Source organism: Streptomyces sp. NPDC029169 (genome assembly GCF_055563935.1).
In genome coordinates, this window is record NZ_JBVHXA010000001.1 from 688,730 (window position 1) to 706,104 (window position 17,375).

The window sequence follows — 17,375 nt, forward strand, 5'->3', positions numbered from 1 at the left end:
CGGAAGCTGGACCGATCCCCGGGTGGTGGACGGCGCCGACCCGGTCCCGCTGGCGGCCAACAACTCCGGCCGGGGTGTGGGCGGTTCGATGGTGCACTTCGCCGGTTACGCGCCACGGCTGCACCCCTCCGACTTCCGCACCCGGTCACGGGACGGCGTGGGCGTCGACTGGCCGATCTCGTACGCCGATCTGGCTCCGTTCTACGCCCGTCTGGAACAGGAGCTGCCCGTGGCCGGTCAGTACTGGCCCTGGGGCGATCCCCACACGTACCCTCACGGGCCGCACCCGGTGAGCGGCAACGGCCAGATGATGCTGGAGGGCTGTGCGGCTCTCGGCATCGAGGCCCGGATCGGCCCGGTCGCCATCACCAACGGGCGGTTCGGGGCGCGCCCGCACTGCGTCTACCGGGGGTTCTGCCTCCAGGGCTGCACCGTCGGCGCCAAGGCCAGCCCGCTGATCACGCACGTTCCCGACGCCCTCGCGCATGGGGCGGAGATCCGCGCGGACAGCATGGTGACCCATGTCGAGACGCGTGACGGACGCGCCACCGGCGTGCGCTACGTCCGCCGGGGGATTGAACACGTGCAGCGGGCGCGTGCCGTGGCCGTCGCGGGGTACGCGATCGAGTCGCCCCGGCTGCTCCTGAACTCGGGTCTGTGCAATGCCTACGACCAGGTGGGCAGATATGTGATGGTGCAGGGCGCGCCCCAGGTCGCGGGCCGGTTCGACGACGAGATCCGGATGTACAAGGGGCCGCCGCCCGAGGTCACGACGGAGGCCTTCTACGAGACGGACCCGGCACGGCCCTATCGGCGTGGCTTCACGGTGCAGACGGTCTCACCGCTGCCGGTGGTCTTCGCCGAGCTCATGGCCGCCGACGGGCACTGGGGCGCGGACCTGCGGGAGCGCATGCGCTCGTACCCGTACTGGGCCACCCTCGGGGCCCTGTGCGAGTTCCTGCCGCGGTCCGGCAACCGGGTCACGCTGGACCCGCAGACCGACGCGTACGGCCTTCCGATCCCCCGCTTCACCCACAGCAGGGGCCCCAACGACGACCTTCTGATGGAGGCGGCCACCCGCACCATGGAGGACATCCTCACCGCGGCCGGGGCACGCGAGCTGATCACGGTGGAGCGGTACGCCCATCTGGTGGGCGGCTGCCGGATGGCGCAGCGGCCGGAGCACGGCGTGGTCGACGCCTCCCTGCGCACCTTCGCCGTCCCCAACCTCCTGGTGACCGACGGCAGCGTGCTGCCGACGCAGGGCGGTGCCAATCCCGCGCTGACCGTCATGGCGCTCGCCGACCGGGCCGCCCGGCTGCTGATCGCCGGGGCACGCAAGGGGCTGCGGAGCCCGTCGGTGTCCGTGGGGCGGGGATCGCCATGAGCGTGCCGGTCGAGCGGATCGACGTCTCCGCCTACACGGTCCCCACGGAGGTCCCGGAGGCGGACGGCACGTTCGCCTGGGACTCGACCACGACCGTGGTGGTGGAGGCACACGGGGGCGGGCTCGTCGGCACGGGCTGGACCTACGCGCCCGCCGCGACGGCGGCATTCGTCCGGGAACTCCTGGAGCCCGTGGTGACGGGCGGAGACGTGTTCGCCCTGCCGGGCCTGCACCTGTCGATGTGCCGGGCCGTGCGCAACGCGGGCCGTCCCGGGGTCGCGTCGTGCGCCATTTCGGCTGTCGACATCGCGCTGTGGGACCTCAAGGCGCGGCTGCTCGGCCTGCCGCTGGCCGCCGTGCTCGGGACCGTGCGGGAGGACGTTCCGGTGTACGCCAGCGGCGGGTTCGTCGGGGAGTCGGACGAGCGGCTGACCGCGCACCTCGACTCCTGGGTGCACGGGGTGCACATCCCCCGCGTGAAGATCAAGATCGGTCAGGACAGGGGCCGGGCGCAGGGCCGCGACCTCGCCCGGGTCCGTCGCGCCCGCGCCGTCGTCGGCCCGGACGCGGAGCTGTACGTGGACGCGAACGGGGCGTACGACAGGAAGAGCGCCCTGCGGATCGGGCGTCAGCTCGTGGAGCACGCCGTGCTGTGGTTCGAAGAGCCCGTGTCCTCGGACGATCTCGCCGGTCTGCGCCTGCTGCGCGACCGCCTGGAGTGCGATGTCGCGGCCGGGGAGTACGGCTACGACCTGCCGTACTTCGCGCGGATGACGGCGGCCGGGGCGGTGGACTGCCTCCAGGCGGACGCGACCCGCTGCGGCGGCATCACGGAATGGCTCCGGGTCGCCGCGCTGGCACAGACGCTCGGTCTGGGCCTCTCGGCGCACTGCGCCCCGCACGTCCACGCACATCCGGCGGCCTGTGTACCGGCGTTGCGGCACATCGAGTGGTTCCACGACCATGCCCTGCTTGAGCCGCTGCTGTTCGAGGGCGACGGCCTGCTCGACCCCGGCGGGGGCACGGTGCGGCCCGGCGCCTCCGGTGCTCCCGGCCTGGGCGTCGCGCTCCGCCACAGGGCCGCGGAGACGTACCGGGTGAGCTGAGACCGGGGATTACGGATGCGACTCAGATCCGCAGCGCGATCACGGCCAGAAGACCGGCCAGGCCGGCCGCCAGCCAGGCCACGTAGTCCCCGATGTGCCCGGAATGCAGGCGCCGGAGCGGCACGACGAGCCGACGGGTGAGCACTCCCAGCCCATCTCGTACGCTCCGGGCAGCCTGGCCGCCGATGAGCGGTCCCCACAGGGCCGCCGCCGCGACACCCACCGCGAGCCCCGCAGAGAGCAGGCCCAGCACCACCCCGGTCACCGTCCAGCCGGTCTCGGGCGGCAGCCCGGCAACGGTCCCGGCGGGCCGTCCGCTCACCGAGGCCGCGTAGCCGACCGGATCGCCGAACAGTACGGCGGCCGCGGCGAGTTGGCGTCCGAGACCCGGCACAAGTCCGATGGCCAGGCAGCCGGCGAGCAGCACGGCGGGCACCACGACCATGGGCCGCGGCACCCCGCGCCGCGGGTCCGTCACCTCCGGTTCCTCGCCCGTGCCCGTCGTCTCCGGACCGGCGTGCCGCCTCGGCTGGGTCCCCCATCCCGCGAACACCCTGGCCGCACTGCGCAGCACGGCGGCCGCCGTGACCGCCGGAACGACGACGACCAGCGGCACGAGCCAGCCGGCTCCGGACGCCGCGGCGTGTTCGACGATCGCCTTGCCCAGACCCGTCCCGAAGGGCGGCAGCCCGGCGAGCGCAAGGCCTCCCAGCGCGAACAGCACTCCCACGAACGGCAGATCGCGGGCGCGCCCGTACAGCCCGTGCTCGTCGACCGAGGCGTGCCGGTCGAGCAGGACGCCCGTCAGGCCGAAGAGCGCGGACTTGGCCCCCGCGTGACCGGCCACGTACAGCGCTGTTCCGGCGGTCCCCTCCGGGGTCAGCAGCGCGAGACCGCACAGGAAGAGCCCCACATGCCCGACGGTGGAGAAGGCGAGCATCCGCTTGAGGTGCCGCTGCTGCCAGCACAGCACCGCTCCCATGACGGCCGTCAGGGCGCCGACGGTGAGGAACACGGCGCGGAAGACCTCGTCCGGAATCCCGCCGGCCCCGGAGAACACGCTTCCGTGGATGCGCAGGAGTCCGTACAGGCCCAGCTCCACCATCACCCCGGACAGCAGCATGCACACCGGCGTCGGTGCCTCGGCGTGCGCGTCCGGAAGCCAGAAGTGGAACGGTACGACCGCGGCTTTGACCAGCATCGCGCCGGCGATCAGCGCGAACGCGACCGCCACCACGATGTCGGCGGGCCGGCGGGCCAGCTCCTCGCCGATGCGGGCGAAGGCGAGTTCGCCGGTACGGGCGTAGACGAGACCGATGCCAAGGAGTGCGCAGTATCCGGCGAGCGAACCGGTGACCGCGAAGGTGAGGGCTCCCTGGAGGGGTCTCGGCTCCTCGATCCGGTATCCGGTGAGGGCATACGCGGCGACACCCATCAGCGAGAAGAAGACGAAGGCGTTGAACAGGTCGCCGGTGAGGGCGAATCCGCCCCCGCCGGCCTCGAAGAGCAGGAGGAGCGCGGGAAAACCTCCGCCGTGCTCTCCCTTGCTCTCGGGCTCGTCGAAGTACCGCCAGGAGTAGCACAGGGCGGCGAGGACGAGCCCCGCCGTGAGCGCCGCGAACCCGGCCCCGATCCGGTCCGCGGCGAGCACGATGCCGACCGAACGGCCGTCGACCGGAGTCCAGCCGCCCACCCATGACACGGTGCGGCCGTCGCCGGTACGCATCCACAGCGCGACCGTCAGGGCCAGTTGACCGGTGGCCCAGGCGGTCGCGAGGGCGTCGGTGCCGGTCCGCGGCAGCCACCGGCCGAGGACGGCCAGGAACGTCGCGCCGAGCATCGGGCAGGCGACGGCGAGCGGCAGGAGGTCGGGCGTGGTCACGGGGGTCCTGTCGGGGTCACGGGGGTCCTGTCGGTCAGCCCTTGAGGCCGGTCAGGGCGTCGGGGTCGGCGGTGCCGTGGCGTTTCGCGGTCTGGAGGACGAGGGCGAGGAGCAGTGCGCCGATCGCCGCCCCGACCACGACGTCGGTCAGCGCCAGGGCGTGGGCGACGGGGTCCACGACGGGTGTGCCGGGCGGGACCTCCGTGAAGTACGGTGCCGTGCCGCCGCGGCGGTATCCGACGGCGAGGAGCAGCACGTAGGTGCTGGACTGGACGACGGTGAGACACCCCACCGCGTGGACCGCGTTGCGGCTGGTGACCAGGCCGTGCACACCGACCAGGAAGATCCAGCCGGCGGCGAGGTACGGAAGGACGGCGAGCGGGGTGTCCGGGCTGTCGGGCGGTGTCATGAGGACTCGGTCTCCAGGGCCTGGTCGATGAAGGCGGCGAGCACGACCACGAAGGCGGAGCCGACCTCGACGCCGACGACCGCGTTCAGCACGGGCACGAGTCCGCCGGAGGTGAGCTGGCCCAGGGTGCCCCAGGGCAGGACGTTCTCCAGATAGGCGGCGGCCTGGGCGAGGCCGGCGAGGCCGAGCGCGGCGAAGGCCCCGGCGGCGATCGCGTCGGCGACGTCGAGGACGGCACGGGGACGCACCCGCTCCAGGACGCGGTGGTCGGCCGCGAGGTACGCCATGTGCAGCCCGGTGGCGAGGACCACGCCGCCCTGGAAGCCGCCGCCGGGCGTCAGATGACCGTGCGCGACGACGTACACGCCGACGACGAGGGCGACGGGCAGCAGCAGGGTGCCGGTCAGCCGGACCGTGGGCAGGACGCGGCCGGGGCGGGGCTTGACGACGTGCTCGCCGCGCGTCCTGCGCAGCAGCAGCATGGCTCCCAGGAGGGCCGTGAAGAGCACGAACTCCTCACCCAGAGTGTCGAATCCGCGCTGGTCGAAGGTGACGGAGGCGACGGCGTTGGCGGTGTCGCGGCCGAGCGCGGCGGCGACGGCACGGTCCGCGTAGGGGTGGAAGGGGCTGCCCAGAGGTGGGAGCCGCAGGGCGGCCGCGGTGAATCCGACGGCGAGCACGACGGCGGCGCCCCAGAACAGCCGGACGCGTACGGTGCGGTTCACCGCTGGTCCTTCGATCGCTCCGGACGGCGGCGCCTGATCTTCCGTACCGTCAGCAGGATCAGCAGCGGAGTCACGGCGGTCCCGACGACGAGTTGCGACAGGGCCACGTCAGGGGCCTGGAACAGCAGGAAGAGCAGCGCGAGCAGGAGGGAGAGCATGCTCAGGACGAGCGCCTGCCGCACCGGGTCGCCGGTACGGACGGCCACGGTGGCGACGACGGCGACCAGGACGACGGTGATGTCGGCCAGCACCTCCACGGGGTGCCAGGCGGCGGTCACGGCGGGTTGCCCCGGGCCACCCGGGCCTCGTGCTGGGCGGTGGACCGGCCCACCGCCAGTGTGGTGAGGGTGCCTCCGACGGCGAACAGCAGGCCGACGACGAGGAGTTTGGCCGCCTGGCGGCCAGGCCCGCTGTCGACCGCCAGCGCGAGCGTGATCAGCGGAGCGCCGAGCGATCCGGCGGGGGCGAGCGCGTGCAGCCGGGCGTAGGGGTGGGGCAGGACGCACAGCGCCAGGACGGAGAGCAGCAGGACCACGGTCCCGGCCACGAGCAGGGCGGCGGCGCAGAACGTGCGGGCGTCGATGTCAGCGGCTCCCTTCACGGCTCGGGGACTCCGGGGGCTCCGGGGACTCCGGGGCCTGCTCGGCGTCGGAGGCGTCGGAGGCGTCCGAGGCGTCCGGGGCGAGGCCGCCGAGGAACCGGGCGAAGACGAGCACGCCCGCCGGGCCGAGTACGGCGAGCGTGAGCGCCAGATCGGTGTACGCGTCACGGGCGAAGCCTCGGGAGGCGAGCAACAGCGCCACGGTGACCAGCGTGCCGGCGAGCCCGAGTCCGGCCAGCCGGTCCACCGGCGCACCCCGGGAGACCGAGAGCAGCAGCGGGGGAAGTCCGAGGACGAGGAGGACGCCCAGAGCGATCAGCCACCCGTTCCACTCGCCACCGTCCGGGGTGCCGCTCATGAGCGGCCTCCCGTGGTGAGGCCCTCTTCCAGCGCGGTGGGGCCGCCGGGCAGGGTGTGCACGAGGGCCGTCGGCCCCGGGCCGAGGTCGACGACGTACACGCCGGGTGTGGCCGACAGCAGCCCGCACGCCCACGCGGCTCCTGTCCCTTCCCGCCAGCGGACGGTACGGAAGCGGCCGGTCACCCGGCGCCCTCGCAGGACCCGGCCGACCGACCGGGCGAGCCGCCAGCTGTCGAGGAGCAGCGCCCCGGGCCAGTGGAGCAGTGCGAGCGGCAGCCCGGCCGACCCTCCCGTACGGGCCTCCGCGGCGATCCGCACGGCACGCGCGGCGACGGCGGCGAGCAGGGCGGCCGCCGCCGCGACGGCGAGTTCCGGCCAGGACAGCGTGCTGACACACAGGACCTGGAGGACGAGCGCCGCCACCCACCACGCCGCGAGTTCCGCCGCCGTCCGTGCCACTCCGCCTCCCCTGCCGTCGTGCTGGTGCGCTGACCAGGTGTACCGCTCCGGCCCGACGCTCCTCGTCGCCACGCGCCGTGGCGCGGGCCTCCCGTCACCGGACCGGCGTAGCGGCGAACGGCACGGGTAGACGCGGAGTGACACGTCACGAGGTGGTGACACCGTGCCTCCCGCACCAGCCCGCCCCGGCCATGTCCCCCGGCCCCTGGGGGACTACCAGTTCCTGGCCGACGGGGAGCGCGGCGCGCTGGTGGGCCCCCGCGGCGACGTGGTGTGGCTCTGTGTCCCGGCCTGGGACGATCCGGCGGTCTTCGCCGAGCTGATCGGCGGAAGAGGGGCGTTCGCGGTCTGCCCCGAAGAGGCGTGGACGGTCTCCGGCGGCTCGTACGTGGAGGGCTCGCTGATCTGGAGATGCCGCTGGGTCGTGTCGGACGGTGTGGTCGAGTGCCAGGAGGCACTTGCCGCCCCGGCCGAGGAACACCGAGTGGTCCTGCTGCGGCGGATCCGCGCGCTGTCCGGGACGGCGCGGATGTCCGTACGCCTGATGGCGCGGGACGACTACGGCACCGGCCCTCCGCTCACGCTGCGGCGGACCGATGCGGGGCTCTGGGCGGGATCCGGACGGCGCCTTCGTATGCGGCTGCGGGGCGCCGGAGCGGCGCGTACCGCGCAGGAGGGCGGACTGCTCTCCTCGGTGACGGTTCCCGAGGGCGCCACGCACGACCTCGTCCTCGAACTCTCCGACCGGCCGCTGGGACGTCCGGTGGACCCGGATCCCGCATGGCGGCGCACCGAGGAGTACTGGGCATCCGCCGTGCCCGACTGCCGCGATGTCACGGCGGTACGGGACGTCCGGCAGGCCTATGCCGTCCTCACCGGCCTCACCCACCCGAGGACCGGGGCCATGGTCGCTGCCGCCACGACCTCCCTGCCCGAACACGCGGGCGCGCGACGGGACTACGACTACCGCTACGCCTGGCTGCGCGACCAGTGCTACACGGGTCTCGCCGTCGCCGCGCACGGACCGCACCGCCTCACGGACGACGCGGTGCGTGTGGTCACCGAGCGCGTCCTGGCGGACGGGCCCCACCTGAGGCCCGCGTACCGGACCGACGGCCGTCCCGTGCCGCCGGAGCGGCGCCTGCCCCTGAGCGGCTACCCGGGGGCGGCCGACCGGATCGGCAACCGCGCCGGGCGCCAGTTCCAGCTCGACACCTTCGGGGAGGTCCTGGAACTGCTTGCGGCCGCCGCTCGTCAGGACCGGATCGACGACGACGGCGTTCGCGCCGCCTCCCTCGCGGCGGCGGCGCTGGAGGAGAACTGGCAGCGCCCGGACGCGGGGCTGTGGGAACTGGAGCCCGCCTGGTGGACCCACTCCCGCCTGGCCGCTGTCACCGGTCTCCGGGCCGCCGCCCGGGACATCGCGGGTCCCTCGGCGGGCCGTTGGTCGGAGCTCGCCGCGAACATGCTGCGGGAGACGGAGCGTCGGTGCATGGGCGTTCGGGGGCCTGGCAGCGCTCTTCCACGGATCCGGCACCGGATGCGGCGCTGCTGCGGCCCCTCACGTCGATGTCGTGGCCGCGGGGTGATCCCTCGCTGTCCCGGACCCGTGAGGCGGTCGAACGGGATCTGACGCAGGACGGTTTCGTGTACCGCTACCGCCGGGACGGAGCACCCCTCGGGGAGACCGAGGGGGCGTTCCTGATGTGCGGGTTCCTGATGGCCTCGGCCTGTCGCGCGGAGGGCCGTCCGGTGGCAGCCGCCCGCTGGTTCGAGCGGACCCGCACGGCAGCGGGGTCCGCGGGGCTGTTCACGGAGGAGTACGACGTCACCCAGCGTCAGCTGCGCGGCAACCTTCCCCAGGCGTTCGTCCACGCCCTGCTCCTGGAGAACGCGGCACGCCTTCGCACCGACTGAGTGACCCCCGTGGGGTCGCCGGGTGGGGTCACTCCGCCCGTCGGCGCAGCACCCCGACCGCCAGCCCGGCGGCGCCCACAGCGGCTCCGACCAGGGCGGGATGGCGGGCCAGAGCGGCGTAGGGGGAATGCCCGGCGGCCTCGGTGTCGAAGACACCGTGCGCCCCGTGATCACGGCCACCGGGGCCGTCCAGGGCCTCCCAGAGGTTGTGCGGCAGCTCCGCCTCCGCGGGCACGTCGGTCTGCTGGGCGTCGTATCCGGTGCGGGCGAGGTAGCGGTCCACGAGCGCGGGAGCGGCCCGGCCCGCCAGGACGGTGGCGACGGTCGAGGCTCCCACCCGGTACTCCTTGCGGCGGGGGTGGCGGGCGGCGTGTACGACGGCTCTGGCGGCCACCTCGGGCTGGTAGACCGGGGCCACCGGCCGTGGGCGGTACGGCAGACGGGAGAGAGCCCACGAGAACTGCGGGGTGTTCAGGGCGGGGAGCTGGACCACCGTGACGGCCACGTCGCTGTGCCGGTGCAGGAGTTCGAGCCGTACGGAGGCGGTGAAGCCGTTGATCGCGTGCTTGGCCCCGCAGTAGGCCGACTGGAGCGGCACGGACACCTCGCCGAGCGCCGAACCGACCTGGACGACCGCGCCGGAGTTCCGGGGCAGCATGCGGCGCAGGGCGGCGCGTGTTCCGTTGACGCAGCCGAGATACGTCACTTCGGTCACCCGGGCGTATTCGTCCTCGGCGACATCGAGGAAGGGGGCGAACAGCGAGGTGAACGCGTTGTTCACCCATACGTCGATGGGCCCGAGCGTCTCCTCCACCCACGCGGCGGCGTCCTCCACGCGGCTGGGCCGCGCCATGTCAACGGGTACCACGAGGGCCTGGCCGCCCGCCCGCTCGACCTCGGCCGCCGCGGCCTCGAGACCGACGCGTCCGCGAGCGAGGAGCGCGACGCGCGCCCCTTGCTCTCCGAAGGCCCGGGCCGTCGCGCGTCCCACGCCGGCGCTCGCTCCCGTGACGACGACGGTGCGGCCCACCAGGGACGAACCTCTCCCCCGCCGGGCCCAGGCGACCAGCCGGCCCTCCAGGCGGGATACGGCGTCGGATGTCACCATGGTCATCACCGGCGGGGATGTCAGAGGGCCTCGGCCGCGGTGCGGAGGTCGGCGAGGAGGCCCGCGTACGCGGCCTTGCGGTCCGTGGCGCGCAACACGGCCGAGGGGTGAACGGTCGCGAGCACGCGCGTTCCGTCCTCGGCGCCGGGCAACGGCCGCGGCACTCCACGGTCGGCGCCGACACGGAACGACGGGCCGAGCATGGCCCGGCCGGCCGTGGCCCCCAGGACGATCACCAACTCGGGCGAGACAAGACGCAGTTCCGCCATCAGCCAGGGGCGGCAGGCGAGGGTCTCTCGCATGGTGGGCGCCTTGTGGATGCGGCGTTTCCGGGTCTCGTCGCGAGTGAACTTGAAGTGCTTGACAGCATTGGTGACGTAGAGGTCCTTCTCGTCGATCCCCGCTTCGCGCAGGGCTCGGAAGAGCAGCCGGCCGGCGGGCCCCACGAAGGGCGCGCCCTCACGGTCCTCCTGATCACCGGGTTGCTCACCGACGAGCATCACCCGCGCGTCCGAGGCGCCCCGTCCGAAGACGGTTCTCGTCGCGTCCCGGTGGAGGGGGCAGCCGCGGCATTCGGCGGCGGCCCGCTCGTGCGCCGGTAGCCCGCCGCGGCTCGGCAGGTACGGCGTGGCGTCGTACGGTTCCGGAGCGGATCCGTCCGCGCTGCTGCCGGGCATCCCGCACCTCCCCGGCTCGGCGGTGTGGTGTCGTACGTGCGTGTCGTACGTGCGTGTCGTACGTGCCTGGTGCGAGTGCCCGCCGGTCGGGGTGGCGAAACGGGCGGCGGCCTCGGCTTTCCGGGCCCCGGATTGCGCCGCGCGGGGGCGGGTAGCTGCGCATCGGGTCACCGCCGACCGAGGGAGATGACCGCCATGGTGCACGCCACGATCAATGTGAACGCCCCGCTGCGCCATGTCTACGATCAGTGGACGCAGTTCGAGGAATTCCCCCGGTTCATGGCCGGCGTCGAGGATGTGCGGCAGATCGACGACAGGCACCTCCACTGGCGCACCAGGATCGCCGGGGTGACACGGGAGTTCGACACCGAGATCGTCGATCAGTTGCCGGACGAGCGCATCTCGTGGCGCACGGTGGGCGGTGACGTGAAGCAGAAGGGCGTCGTCACCTTCCAGTCCCTGGACGAGACGCACACCCAGGTGACGCTGGCCATGGACCTGGCGCCGCATGGCTTCACGGAGAAGGCCGCAGCGGCCATGGGCGTGGTCGACAGCCGGGTGGAAAACGACCTGTACCGGTTCAAGGAATTCATCGAGGACCGCGAAAGGCCCACCGGCGGCTGGCGCGGCCGCCTGCGCCCCGCGGACGCCGGCGACGAGCCTCCGAAGACCCAATGAACAGCTCGACCGGTCCGTCCGGTCGCCACGCGGGGGCGGCCGACCGGCCGGACCACCGTTCGTCGTCAGCCGGGTGTCACGGGTCCGGGTGAGGAGTACGGTGCCCAGCGTGCGCTGCCCGGTCGCGTTCGAGGGCCGCCGGCGATGCCCGACCTGGCCGTGGCGAGGACGCTGGAGCCGCTGCCGTCGAGGTTCATCGCCTCGCGCGCGCCGAGCTGCCGCATCAGCTCAGCGGTCTGCGCGATGCGGAGGCCCTCGCTGTACCCGGCCTGGCGGCCGTCCACGCGGATCACCGAGCGCGGGCTGCCGCGCAGCCCCGGGATGCTCGCCCGGGTCCGGGCGAGGCTGGACAGCAGGTCGCGGTGGCGGACACCGGCCGGTCGTGCGTGCGTACGGCGCCGGTGACACTGGCGGTGTCCGCCTGCGCCCGTGCTTACGGCGTCGGTGACACAGGCGGTGTCCACCTGGCTGCCACACGCCGGGCCCGGTCGTCTCGCCGTGTGCGGCGAGTAGCCCGGTGCTGCGCCCCGGCGGCCGCTACCTGGTCGTTCCCGCCCCCGCGGCGACTGCCGAGGCCGGGCCATGGTCAGACGGTGTCCTCGTCCCCCTTCGCCGCGTCGCTCCGGGACTGGGCGCGGCGGCCCACCACGGCCGCTGCCGCGAGAGCGCTGCCGATGAACGCGGTCGCGACGACCCACGGGCGGTCCACGACATGGCCGGTGGCGTGGTCGAGGGAGTATCGGCCGGCGCCCGCGACGCCGATGGCGGCCGCCGTGAAGCCGACGAAGGCCGGGTACTCGTAGCCGCCGCCCTGGGCGAAGAAGCCGGCCGGCAGGTGCACGGCGACCGCGCCCGCCATCGCGCCGGCCGCGGCGGCGCCGGCCGCCGGGGTGGCCAGGCCCAGGGCCAGCAGGGCCCCGCCACCCGCCTCACCGAGGCCCGCGGCGATCGCGCTCTCGCGCGGCGGGTGGAATCCCATCGCCTCCATCGCCTTCGCCGTGCCCTCGACGCCGCCACCCCCGAACCAGCCGAAGAGCTTCTGCGTGCCGTGCGCGGCGAGGACGGCGCCGGTGCCGACCCGGAGGACGAGCAGCCCGAGGTCGCGTCGGTTGAGGGTGGTCATCTGGGGTCTCCCTGGGCAGAGCCGAAGGCGTACGCCTCTCACTCTCACCTCCCTGGAGGCGGCGACCTGCCCGATGTTGCTCCATTTGGGCAGGTCTTGCGCCACATGTGGCGCCTTCACGGAGGCGGGGCTCCAGGACATGCGCCGGGTCACCACCCCGGACGGCACCGACGCGGTCGTCGGCCACCGCGCCCGGCCCATGGCGGACTGCAACGCATGCGCTACATTTTGCCGGTCCTTGACCGCGATCATTCACGATCCCTCTCTCCTCGGAGCCGGCAACCCATGAGCGACATCGTCAACGGCCTCGGCCGGGCCTCCGCCTACGGCGCCCTCGGCGTGGTGCTGCTGATCCTCGGCATCGTCCTGGTGGACGTGCTCACGCCGGGGAAGCTCGGCCGGCAGATCTGGGAGGAGCGCAACCGCAACGCGGCGACGCTTCTGAGCTCCGCGCTGCTCGGCATAGGCGGCATCGTCTTCACCTCGATCTGGACGACGTACGACGACTTCGGCAAGGGCCTCGCGTCCACGGCCGCCTTCGGTCTGCTCGGCCTGGTCATGATGGCCGTGGCGTTCCTGGTGGTGGACCTGGTCACGCCGGGCAAGCTGGGCGCGACGCTCGTCGACCCGCAGCCGCACCCGGCGGTCTGGGTCACGGCCTCCTGCAACATCGCCGTCTCCGCGATCATCTCCGCCTCCATCGCCTGAGCCGGCCGGGCCCCCGTGCTCACCCGCTGATCGGCTCGACCTCCAGGAACCGTCTGCGGCGCGGCCCCCGGTAGAGCAGCGCCTCCCAGCCGAGCCGCTCCAGTACGGGAACGCACGCGCCCAGGGCGGACTCCTCCTCCTGGGCGGCTCCGCCGCCGGGCGGCCCCACCCACTCCACGACCACGGTCCCGGGCCGCTCCCCGGCCGTGACCCGGTAGCCCGTCGCCACCCGGACACCCGAGGCGTCGAGCGCCGAGGGCGTGATGCCCGCGGCCTCAAGGGCGAGCGCCACCGCCCGTACCGGCTGTCTTCGCTCCCACTCCGCGGGCCGCTGCCGTGGATCACCACCACCCCCGCCGCCGGCGAGCCGCCTGATCTGGAGCAGCCCTTCGACGGCGGCCCGCACCTCACGGGACCGCTGCTCCACGTCTCCCTCCGGCAGCGGCGGATCGTCCCCCGTCGCCGCCTGGAAGGTCCCCCGGTTCGTCGTCATACCGAAACCGTACGGCGCACCACTGACAGCGGACGGTCACCGGGGGACGGGGGTGAGGGTGACGGGACCTACGCCTCCACCGCCTCCGCGTGACGGTTCTCCTTGATCGTGATCCGGCCCTTGCGGATGATCGCCAGGCGCGGGGCGCGGCGCGCGATGGCGCTGTCGTGGGTGACCATCACGAAGGTCAGCCCATGTTCCTTCCAGAGGCCTTCGAGCAGCTCGACGATCTCGTCGCGCATCGACTCGTCGAGGTTGCCGGTCGGCTCGTCGGCGAGGAGCACCTTGGGCCGCTTGACCAGGGCGCGGGCGATGGCGACGCGCTGCTGCTGTCCGCCGGAGAGCTCGGACGGCAGGTGCGCCCGGCGTTCGCCGAGGCCGACGGCCTCCAGGGCCTCCGCCGCCAGGCCGCGCCGCTCGCCCGCCTTGAGGCCCATCGGGACGAGCGCGGTCTCCACGTTCTCCTGGGCGGTGAGCGTGGGGATGAGGTTGAAGGACTGGAAGACGAAGCCGATGTTCTGACTGCGTACGGCCGTCAGCCGGCTCTCGGGCAGTCTGGCCAGATCGACACCGTCGAGCATCACGCTGCCCGACGTGGGCCGGTCGAGGCCGCCCAGCATCTGCAGCAGGGTGGACTTGCCGCCGCCGGTGGGGCCCTGGATGACCAGCCGGTCGCCCTCCCTGATGGTGAGGTCGATCCCGTCGAGCGCGTCGACTCTCTCCTGGCCCCTGCGGTACTGCTTGGTGACGCCTGTGAGTTCGTACATGGTGCAACTCCTGCGATACGTGATGGGGGTTCGGGCGTGGGCTTACTCGACGCGGCGCAGCGCGTCCGCCGGGCGCAGGCGCGAGGCGCGCCAGGCGCCGAAGCCGCCCGCGACGAGCCCGCCGCCGAGGCGAGGAGGACGGCGAGGCCGACGGTCGTGACGCTCACGGGCGCGGTGAGCGCGATGTCGAGGGTGTTGCCCGCGCCTGCGCCGTCGCGGACCGCGGTCATGCCGGGGCCGCCGAGCATCCGGGCGCCGCCGGGGCCGCCGGCGTTCAGCGCGCCGCCGCCGAGTTCGGCGGTGAGCGTCGGGCTGACGGCGGTGACGAGGTACGCGCCGCCGAGGCCCACGGCGATGCCGAGAGCGCCTCCGATCAGGCCGTTGACGAGCGCCTCGCCCATCACCTGCCGGGTGACGCGGCCGCTCTTCCAGCCGAGCGCCTTGAGAGTGCCGAACTCGCGCACGCGGCGGCTGACGGCGGCGGAGGTGAGCAGGCCGGCCACGAGGACGGCGGCGACGAGGACGCCGTACGAGAGCCACTTGCCCACGTTGGTGGCGAGGTTGGCGGCGGTGTCGAGGGAGCCGGAGACGGTCTCGGCGAGGTCGGCGGAGGTGGTGACCGTGGTGCCGGAGACGTTCTTCTGGATGGTGGACTTGACGGCCTCGATCTTGGTCGAGTCGGTCGCCTTCACATAGACGGTGGTGATCTTGTCCTTGGAGTCGGACAGGGTCTGCGCCTGCTGGAGCGGCAGGTAGACCTGGGCGGCGGCCTGGCCGCTGTCGGCGGTGGCGATCCCGATGACCTCGAACGTCACGCCCTTGACCGTGAGCGTCTTGCCGACGTCGAGGCCCTCCTGCTTGGCGTAGGCGCTGTCGATCACCACCACCTGGCTATTGGTCTCGGAGGTCTTGAAGGTGCGGCCCTTGGTGACGGTGGAGGTGGTGAGGGGGCCGATCTCGGGGGCGGTGACGTCGGTGCCGTAGAGCGTGAAGGAGTTGACGTCGAAGGCGGCGCCTCCGCCTTCGACACGGCCCCCGCCCCCGCTTCCGCCGCCGGGGCCGCCGGGCTGTGCCGGCTGGGCGGGCTGGGCCTGCTTGAACTCGCCGCGCTTGAACTCACCGTCGATCTTGAGGTTGGTGAGACTGAGGCCGCCGACGGCCTGGGCGACGCCGGCCTGCTCGGCGACGGTGGCGACGGTGGAGGCGGGCAGGGTCTGGAAGCCCTGGACCATCAGCCGGTCGCTGCTCTGCTCCTCGCCGTCCTCCTTGGCGTCGAACTCGAACCGCGGCCGCTGCGCCTGCTCACCGGCCTTGGGCTCCTCACGCGCCTTGGTGACGGTCAGATCGGTGCCGAGCCCGTAAAGGGACTCCAGGACCTGGGTCTGGGCCTGCTTCATCCCGGAGGAGACGGAGTTGACGACGATGACCAACGCGATCCCGAGCGCAAGCCCGGAGGCGACGACGAGCGCCGCCTTTCTGCGACGGCGCAGTTCGCGCCGGAGGTAGGTGAAGAACATGAGCGCGAAGCTAGGGGCGCGCGGTGATGGCTGGATAAGGCCTGGGTGAGAGTGGGATGAGAGTCGCCGGGTGCCTCGCCCCCGGAGGGGTGGTGGGCCGGCTGGCGGGGGCTCAGGTGGTGTACAAGAGAGGGTCCGTCAGGACCTGACGGATGACGAACGTCGCCGCGCCGCGGGCCGCCGGCGTGGAGGTGGAGGCGGCGCGGAGGCGGCCCGCCGCCGGGGTCCAGAGACCGGAGACGACCCGGCGGGCGAGTTCGGCGTCGACGGCCGGGCCGAGGCGGTCCATCAGCCGCGGGTATATCCCGCCGAGGACGACGGCCTCGGGGTCGAGCAGGTTCACCGCGCCGGAGAGCGCGAGCCCGAGCATCCGCCCGGCCTCCTCGACGGCGGCCACCGCGCGTGGTTCCCCCGCGTCGGCGCGGCGCGCGAGCTCCGCGACGTCGGCCGCTCCCGCCGCCCGCAGCAGCGCCGACTGGCCCGCGTACTGCTCCAGGCAGCCCCGCGAGCCGCAGCGGCACAGGGGGCCGTTCTCGTCCACGGGCACATGGCCGATCTCGCCGGCGAAGCCGTGTGCGCCACGCAGCAGTTCGCCGTCGACGACGATCGCGCCGCCCACCCCGATCTCGCCCGTGAGGTACAGGAAGCTCCGTACGTCACCCAGGTCGCCGCACCACAACTCCGCCAGCGCCGCCGCGTTCGCCTCGTTGTCCGAGGCCACGGGCAGGTCCGTTCGACCCGGCCTGAGCGCGGAGAGCGCGGCGCCGAACAGCTTGTCGGCCGCCACGCGGTTCCAGCCGAGGTTGGGCGCCTGGTGGACGGCGCCGGACGAGACGAGCCCCGGCAGGGCGAGCCGTACCCCGGCCGGGCGCAGCTCCCGCTCCGCCGCGCTCCGCAGGGCGTCCGCCGCGATCCCGGCGGCGCGCGCGAGGACCTCCTCCGGCTCGGCGGTGCGGTTGTCGAGGGGTTCGGTGACCCGGACCCGGTCGGCTCCGGCGAGGTCGACGACGCAGACGGACACGTAGTCGACGTTGATCTCGACCCCGAGCCCGGCCGGCCCGGTGTCGGCCGCCTTCAGGACCGTTCCCGGCCGCCCTGCCTGTCCGCTGAAGGTCTTGCCCGACTCGACGAGGAAGCCCTGTTCCAGGAGCTGTTCGACCAGGGAGGAGACGGCGGCACGGGTGAGTCCGACGCGCGCGGCGACGGCGGCGCGGGTCGTCTCGCCGGCCGCGTGGACGGTGCGCAGGACGAGGCTGAGATTGTGCCGCCGCACGGTCGCCTTGTCGGCCTTGGGCTCCGAGGGCCGCGCCGGCTCCGACGGCTTCCGTTCCACTGGGTGCGCGTCCCCGGTCCGCGGAGTCTTCTTCATCGTGCGTCGAGCCTAATCCCCCTTCTCCCACTCCTCTCTCCCCGCACAAAACAGTTCAACCAACGAACTCTTTCCGCTACTGTCTGCGC

20 protein-coding genes and 1 pseudogene are annotated in these 17,375 nt (G+C 73.3%); 6 read left to right on the plus strand and 15 right to left on the minus strand.

The genetic code is table 11. From position 1 onward, the window contains the following. Positions 1-22 precede the first annotated feature (22 nt). Both ACZ4VI_RS02940 and ACZ4VI_RS02945 read left to right on the plus strand, forming a co-directional pair. Complete coding sequence (locus ACZ4VI_RS02940; protein ID WP_467996016.1) at positions 23-1,387, plus strand: GMC family oxidoreductase; 1,365 nt, start codon at positions 23-25, stop codon at positions 1,385-1,387. Beyond that, positions 1,384-2,493 carry an enolase C-terminal domain-like protein gene (locus ACZ4VI_RS02945; RefSeq protein WP_467996017.1) on the plus strand — a complete coding sequence of 370 codons (1,110 nt, stop codon included), beginning with the start codon at positions 1,384-1,386 and terminating at the stop codon, positions 2,491-2,493. Before ACZ4VI_RS02940 ends, ACZ4VI_RS02945 begins: the two co-directional genes overlap by 4 nt. A 22-nt stretch (positions 2,494-2,515) precedes the next feature. Here ACZ4VI_RS02945 and ACZ4VI_RS02950 read toward each other — a convergent pair whose 3' ends face one another. The 7 genes from ACZ4VI_RS02950 to ACZ4VI_RS02980 all read right to left on the minus strand — a co-directional run bounded on the left by ACZ4VI_RS02950 (position 2,516) and on the right by ACZ4VI_RS02980 (position 6,929). After that, positions 2,516-4,333: a complex I subunit 5 family protein gene (locus tag ACZ4VI_RS02950; protein WP_467996275.1), complete on the minus strand. Its 1,818-nt coding sequence runs from the start codon at positions 4,331-4,333 to the stop codon at positions 2,516-2,518. 76 nt (positions 4,334-4,409) lie between these two features. Then, positions 4,410-4,784, minus strand: coding sequence for an NADH-quinone oxidoreductase subunit K (locus tag ACZ4VI_RS02955; protein WP_467996019.1), 375 nt, complete (start codon positions 4,782-4,784; stop codon positions 4,410-4,412). Then, the gene (locus tag ACZ4VI_RS02960; RefSeq protein WP_467996020.1) at positions 4,781-5,509 is read right to left on the minus strand and encodes an MnhB domain-containing protein; all 729 of its coding nucleotides are present in this window, start codon (positions 5,507-5,509) and stop codon (positions 4,781-4,783) included. The genes ACZ4VI_RS02955 and ACZ4VI_RS02960 overlap by 4 nt, the downstream gene beginning before the upstream one ends. Beyond that, positions 5,506-5,787, minus strand: coding sequence for a hydrogenase subunit MbhD domain-containing protein (locus tag ACZ4VI_RS02965; protein WP_467996022.1), 282 nt, complete (start codon positions 5,785-5,787; stop codon positions 5,506-5,508). Before ACZ4VI_RS02965 ends, ACZ4VI_RS02960 begins: the two co-directional genes overlap by 4 nt. Continuing rightward, positions 5,784-6,110: a monovalent cation/H(+) antiporter subunit G gene (locus ACZ4VI_RS02970; RefSeq protein WP_467996024.1), complete on the minus strand. Its 327-nt coding sequence runs from the start codon at positions 6,108-6,110 to the stop codon at positions 5,784-5,786. Before ACZ4VI_RS02970 ends, ACZ4VI_RS02965 begins: the two co-directional genes overlap by 4 nt. Continuing rightward, a complete protein-coding gene (locus tag ACZ4VI_RS02975; protein ID WP_467996026.1) occupies positions 6,094-6,468 on the minus strand; it encodes a monovalent cation/H+ antiporter complex subunit F in 375 nt (124 codons plus the stop codon). Before ACZ4VI_RS02975 ends, ACZ4VI_RS02970 begins: the two co-directional genes overlap by 17 nt. Continuing rightward, positions 6,465-6,929: a hypothetical protein gene (locus tag ACZ4VI_RS02980; protein ID WP_467996027.1), complete on the minus strand. Its 465-nt coding sequence runs from the start codon at positions 6,927-6,929 to the stop codon at positions 6,465-6,467. The genes ACZ4VI_RS02975 and ACZ4VI_RS02980 overlap by 4 nt, the downstream gene beginning before the upstream one ends. Positions 6,930-7,092: 163 nt before the next feature. Between ACZ4VI_RS02980 and ACZ4VI_RS02985 the strand changes: the two genes are divergently transcribed. Together ACZ4VI_RS02985 and ACZ4VI_RS02990 are read left to right on the plus strand one after the other, a co-directional pair. Further along, positions 7,093-8,562, plus strand: a complete 1,470-nt coding sequence (locus tag ACZ4VI_RS02985; protein ID WP_467996028.1) for a glycoside hydrolase family 15 protein — start codon at positions 7,093-7,095, stop codon at positions 8,560-8,562. After that, positions 8,499-8,846: a glycoside hydrolase family 15 protein gene (locus ACZ4VI_RS02990; RefSeq protein ID WP_467996030.1), complete on the plus strand. Its 348-nt coding sequence runs from the start codon at positions 8,499-8,501 to the stop codon at positions 8,844-8,846. Before ACZ4VI_RS02985 ends, ACZ4VI_RS02990 begins: the two co-directional genes overlap by 64 nt. Positions 8,847-8,874: 28 nt before the next feature. On the opposite strand, the gene ACZ4VI_RS02995 is transcribed toward ACZ4VI_RS02990, so the two are convergent. Together ACZ4VI_RS02995 and ACZ4VI_RS03000 are read right to left on the minus strand one after the other, a co-directional pair. Continuing rightward, positions 8,875-9,876 carry an SDR family oxidoreductase gene (locus ACZ4VI_RS02995; RefSeq protein ID WP_467996277.1) on the minus strand — a complete coding sequence of 334 codons (1,002 nt, stop codon included), beginning with the start codon at positions 9,874-9,876 and terminating at the stop codon, positions 8,875-8,877. Between the two features lie 98 nt (positions 9,877-9,974). After that, complete coding sequence (locus ACZ4VI_RS03000) at positions 9,975-10,631, minus strand: UdgX family uracil-DNA binding protein (protein ID WP_467996031.1); 657 nt, start codon at positions 10,629-10,631, stop codon at positions 9,975-9,977. A gap of 186 nt (positions 10,632-10,817) precedes the next feature. Between ACZ4VI_RS03000 and ACZ4VI_RS03005 the strand changes: the two genes are divergently transcribed. Then, positions 10,818-11,309, plus strand: coding sequence for an SRPBCC family protein (locus ACZ4VI_RS03005; RefSeq protein ID WP_467996032.1), 492 nt, complete (start codon positions 10,818-10,820; stop codon positions 11,307-11,309). A gap of 65 nt (positions 11,310-11,374) precedes the next feature. On the opposite strand, the gene ACZ4VI_RS03010 is transcribed toward ACZ4VI_RS03005, so the two are convergent. Both ACZ4VI_RS03010 and ACZ4VI_RS03015 read right to left on the minus strand, forming a co-directional pair. Then, positions 11,375-11,773 carry a phosphodiester glycosidase family protein gene (locus tag ACZ4VI_RS03010; RefSeq protein ID WP_467996034.1) on the minus strand — a complete coding sequence of 133 codons (399 nt, stop codon included), beginning with the start codon at positions 11,771-11,773 and terminating at the stop codon, positions 11,375-11,377. A gap of 122 nt (positions 11,774-11,895) precedes the next feature. Next, entirely contained in the window at positions 11,896-12,432 is a 537-nt protein-coding gene (locus ACZ4VI_RS03015; protein ID WP_467996036.1) for a DoxX family membrane protein, read from the minus strand. A 285-nt stretch (positions 12,433-12,717) separates the two neighbouring features. Here ACZ4VI_RS03015 and ACZ4VI_RS03020 point away from each other — a divergent pair, with 285 nt between their 5' ends. Beyond that, positions 12,718-13,140 (plus strand): DUF350 domain-containing protein, encoded by a 423-nt coding sequence (locus ACZ4VI_RS03020; RefSeq protein WP_467996037.1) that lies wholly within the window; start codon positions 12,718-12,720, stop codon positions 13,138-13,140. 19 nt (positions 13,141-13,159) lie between these two features. Here the strand turns inward: ACZ4VI_RS03020 and ACZ4VI_RS03025 are convergent, their stop codons facing one another. From ACZ4VI_RS03025 to ACZ4VI_RS03040, 4 genes and pseudogenes are all read right to left on the minus strand, one after another. Beyond that, positions 13,160-13,633, minus strand: coding sequence for a hypothetical protein (locus tag ACZ4VI_RS03025; protein ID WP_467996039.1), 474 nt, complete (start codon positions 13,631-13,633; stop codon positions 13,160-13,162). A gap of 68 nt (positions 13,634-13,701) precedes the next feature. Then, entirely contained in the window at positions 13,702-14,400 is a 699-nt protein-coding gene (locus ACZ4VI_RS03030) for an ABC transporter ATP-binding protein (RefSeq protein ID WP_467996040.1), read from the minus strand. A gap of 42 nt (positions 14,401-14,442) precedes the next feature. Further along, positions 14,443-15,917, minus strand: a pseudogene (locus ACZ4VI_RS03035) (ABC transporter permease). 112 nt (positions 15,918-16,029) lie between these two features. Next, complete coding sequence (locus ACZ4VI_RS03040; RefSeq protein ID WP_467996042.1) at positions 16,030-17,286, minus strand: ROK family protein; 1,257 nt, start codon at positions 17,284-17,286, stop codon at positions 16,030-16,032. Positions 17,287-17,375 lie beyond the last annotated feature (89 nt).

Bases quoted from the DNA above. Each gene is read 5' to 3' on its own strand.
- ACZ4VI_RS02945 (WP_467996017.1), top strand. From the start codon at position 1,384: ATGAGCGTGCCGGTCGAGCGGATCGACGTCTCCGCCTACACGGTCCCC.
- ACZ4VI_RS02950 (WP_467996275.1), bottom strand. From the start codon at position 4,333: ATGCTCGGCGCGACGTTCCTGGCCGTCCTCGGCCGGTGGCTGCCGCGG.
- ACZ4VI_RS02955 (WP_467996019.1), bottom strand. From the start codon at position 4,784: ATGACACCGCCCGACAGCCCGGACACCCCGCTCGCCGTCCTTCCGTAC.
- ACZ4VI_RS02975 (WP_467996026.1), bottom strand. From the start codon at position 6,468: ATGAGCGGCACCCCGGACGGTGGCGAGTGGAACGGGTGGCTGATCGCT.
- ACZ4VI_RS02990 (WP_467996030.1), top strand. From the start codon at position 8,499: ATGTCGTGGCCGCGGGGTGATCCCTCGCTGTCCCGGACCCGTGAGGCG.
- ACZ4VI_RS03000 (WP_467996031.1), bottom strand. From the start codon at position 10,631: ATGCCCGGCAGCAGCGCGGACGGATCCGCTCCGGAACCGTACGACGCC.
- ACZ4VI_RS03005 (WP_467996032.1), top strand. From the start codon at position 10,818: ATGACCGCCATGGTGCACGCCACGATCAATGTGAACGCCCCGCTGCGC.
- ACZ4VI_RS03015 (WP_467996036.1), bottom strand. From the start codon at position 12,432: ATGACCACCCTCAACCGACGCGACCTCGGGCTGCTCGTCCTCCGGGTC.
- ACZ4VI_RS03020 (WP_467996037.1), top strand. From the start codon at position 12,718: ATGAGCGACATCGTCAACGGCCTCGGCCGGGCCTCCGCCTACGGCGCC.
- ACZ4VI_RS03025 (WP_467996039.1), bottom strand. From the start codon at position 13,633: ATGACGACGAACCGGGGGACCTTCCAGGCGGCGACGGGGGACGATCCG.
- ACZ4VI_RS03030 (WP_467996040.1), bottom strand. From the start codon at position 14,400: ATGTACGAACTCACAGGCGTCACCAAGCAGTACCGCAGGGGCCAGGAG.
- ACZ4VI_RS03040 (WP_467996042.1), bottom strand. From the start codon at position 17,286: ATGAAGAAGACTCCGCGGACCGGGGACGCGCACCCAGTGGAACGGAAG.